Origin of the sequence: Streptomyces sp. UH6, from assembly GCF_013421635.1 — a bacterium.
Classification (GTDB): Bacteria; Actinomycetota; Actinomycetes; order Streptomycetales; family Streptomycetaceae; genus Streptomyces; species Streptomyces abyssomicinicus.
Map to the genome: position 1 here is coordinate 1 of NZ_JACADT010000796.1, position 2,649 is coordinate 2,649.

Genomic DNA, 2,649 nt, shown 5'->3' on the forward strand with positions numbered 1-2,649 from the left:
GCTGCAGGGCGCGCGGCTGACCGCGTGGGAGGCGGCGCGGCAGCGGATGGCGTACACGCTGCTCGCCGACGGCGCGGCGGGTTCGCTGTTCGCGGCGGGGGAGGTGGACGCCGTGGTGGTGGGGGCGGACCGGATCGCGGCGGACGGGTCGGTGGCCAACAAGGTGGGGACGTATCCGCTGGCGGTGCTGGCGCGGTACCACCATGTGCCGTTCCTGGTGGTGGCGCCGTGGACGACGGTGGACGTGGGGACGCCGGACGGGGCGTCGGTCGAGGTGGAACAGCGGGCGGGGCGTGAGGTGACCGAGATCGGGGGTGCGGTGGTGGCTCCGCTGGGGACGCAGGCGTACAACCCGGCGTTCGACGTGACGCCGGCGGAGCTGGTGACGGCGATCGTCACCGACCGGGGGGTGCTGTCGCCGGTGACGGCGGAGGGCATCGCCGCCCTGGAGGGCGGGGCGTAGGGTCCGGCGGTGCGTGCCGGGAGGCGTCCGCGTACGGTTCCGGGTACGGACCACGGTCGTGCCGGTGTGGGCGGCGCGGGGTGGACCACACGTGACCTCGCTCACCAAGCGTCCCGGTCACCGTTATCGGAATGGGATGATGTGGTTTATGAAGGGACGAGTCCTTGTCGTCGATGACGACACCGCACTGGCCGAGATGCTCGGAATCGTGCTGCGAGGGGAAGGCTTCGAGCCTGCGTTCGTGGCCGACGGCGACAAGGCGCTGGCCGCTTTCCGGGAGGCGAAGCCCGATCTGGTGCTGCTGGACCTGATGCTGCCCGGGAGGGACGGCATCGAGGTGTGCCGGCAGATCCGGGCGGAGTCGGGTGTGCCGATCGTGATGCTGACCGCGAAGAGCGACACCGTGGACGTGGTGGTCGGGCTGGAGTCCGGCGCCGACGACTACGTGGTGAAGCCGTTCAAGCCGAAGGAGCTGGTGGCCCGTATCCGGGCGCGGCTGCGGAGGTCGGAGGAGCCCGCTCCCGAGCAGCTGACCATCGGTGACCTGGTGATCGACGTGGCCGGGCACTCGGTGAAGCGGGACGGCCAGGCCATCGCGCTGACGCCGCTGGAGTTCGACCTGCTGGTCGCGCTCGCCCGCAAGCCGTGGCAGGTCTTCACCCGCGAGGTGCTGCTGGAGCAGGTGTGGGGTTACCGCCACGCCGCGGACACCCGGCTGGTCAACGTGCATGTGCAGCGTCTGCGCTCCAAGGTCGAGAAGGATCCGGAGCATCCGGAGATCGTGGTGACCGTGCGCGGTGTCGGCTACAAGGCCGGGCCGAGCTGACGTGCCCGCGGTTCTGCTCTCGGGCGGGCTGCTGCAGGGCGGCGTCCAGGGCAGTCCGGTCCTGAGGCTGTTGCTGCGCTGGGTCCGCCGGCCTCTGCTGCCCGTCATACGTCTGTGGCGGCGCAACATCCAGCTCAAGGTGATCGTCACCACGCTGCTGATGTCGCTCGGCGTGGTGCTGATGCTGGGCTTCGTGGTGATCGGGCAGGTCCGCAACGGCCTGCTCGACGCGAAGGTGAACGCCGCGCAGAGCCAGGCGGTCGGCGGTTTCGCGGCGGCCAAGGTGCGTGCGGACGAGGCGGCGAGCCTGACGTCGGGCGGCGCGGCGGCCGAGGTGTCCGGGGCGGACGAGGCGGCCTCGCCGAGCCCGGTCCAGTGGACCAACGACCTGGTCGACGCCCTGTCCAGCGGTGGTCAGGGAGCCTACGACGTGGTGACCCTGCCGGTCGCGGACGCCTTTGCCAGCCCGCGTTCCTCCGGCACCGTCGACGCCAACGCGTCGATACCGGAGGCGTTGCGGGAGCGCCTGGAGCACAGTCCGCTGGCCGCGCAGAGCTACACGCGGGTCGTGTACAAGGAGGGCAAGTCCTCCCAGCCGGCGCTGGTCATCGGCAAGCAGATCAACGATCCGGACGGTGAGCCGTACCAGCTGTACTTCCTCTTCCCGCTGACGCAGGAGGAGAAGTCGCTGAGCCTGGTCAAGACCACGCTGGCGACCGCCGGGGTGTTCGTGGTGGTGCTGCTCGGCGCCATCGCCTGGCTGGTGGTGCGCCAGGTGGTCACGCCGGTGCGGATGGCGGCCGGGGTCGCCGAGCGGCTGTCGGCCGGGCGTCTGCAGGAACGCATGAAGGTCACCGGTGAGGACGACATCGCGCGGCTCGGCGAGGCCTTCAACAAGATGGCGCAGAACCTTCAGCTGAAGATCCAGCAGTTGGAGGAGTTGTCGCGGATGCAGCGGCGGTTCGTCTCCGACGTCTCCCACGAACTGCGTACCCCGCTGACCACGGTGCGGATGGCGGCGGACGTCATCCACGAGGCGCGGGAGGACTTCGATCCGGTGACCGCGCGGTCCGCGGAACTCCTCGCCGACCAGCTCGACCGGTTCGAGTCGCTGCTGGCCGATCTGCTGGAGATCAGCCGGTTCGACGCGGGCGCCGCCGCGCTGGAGGCCGAGCCGACCGACCTGCGGGACGTGGTGCGGCGCGTGGTGGGCGGCGCGGAGCCGCTGGCCGAGCGCAAGGGCACGCGGATACGCGTGGTGGGCGACCAGCAGCCGGTCGTCGCCGAGTTCGACGCCCGGCGGGTGGAGCGGGTGCTGCGCAATCTGGTCGTCAACGCGGTCGAACACGGCGAGGGCAAG

At 70.9% G+C, this 2,649-nt stretch carries 2 protein-coding genes and 1 pseudogene; all 3 read left to right on the forward strand.

Going from position 1 to position 2,649, the window contains the following annotated elements; all coding sequences use genetic code 11:
• Positions 1-463 (forward strand): annotated as a pseudogene (locus HW445_RS25950) (S-methyl-5-thioribose-1-phosphate isomerase); the annotation flags it as partial.
• A 136-nt stretch (positions 464-599) separates the two neighbouring features.
• Positions 600-1,289 (forward strand): two-component system response regulator MtrA, encoded by a 690-nt coding sequence (gene mtrA / locus HW445_RS25955; RefSeq protein ID WP_277350888.1) that lies wholly within the window; start codon positions 600-602, stop codon positions 1,287-1,289.
• Position 1,290: 1 nt separating this feature from the next.
• Positions 1,291-2,649, forward strand: a 1,359-nt coding sequence (mtrB, locus tag HW445_RS25960; RefSeq protein WP_308799930.1) for an MtrAB system histidine kinase MtrB, incomplete at its 3' end; no start/stop codon positions are given.

Bases quoted from the DNA above. Each gene is read 5' to 3' on its own strand.
- mtrA (WP_277350888.1), top strand. From the start codon at position 600: ATGATGTGGTTTATGAAGGGACGAGTCCTTGTCGTCGATGACGACACC.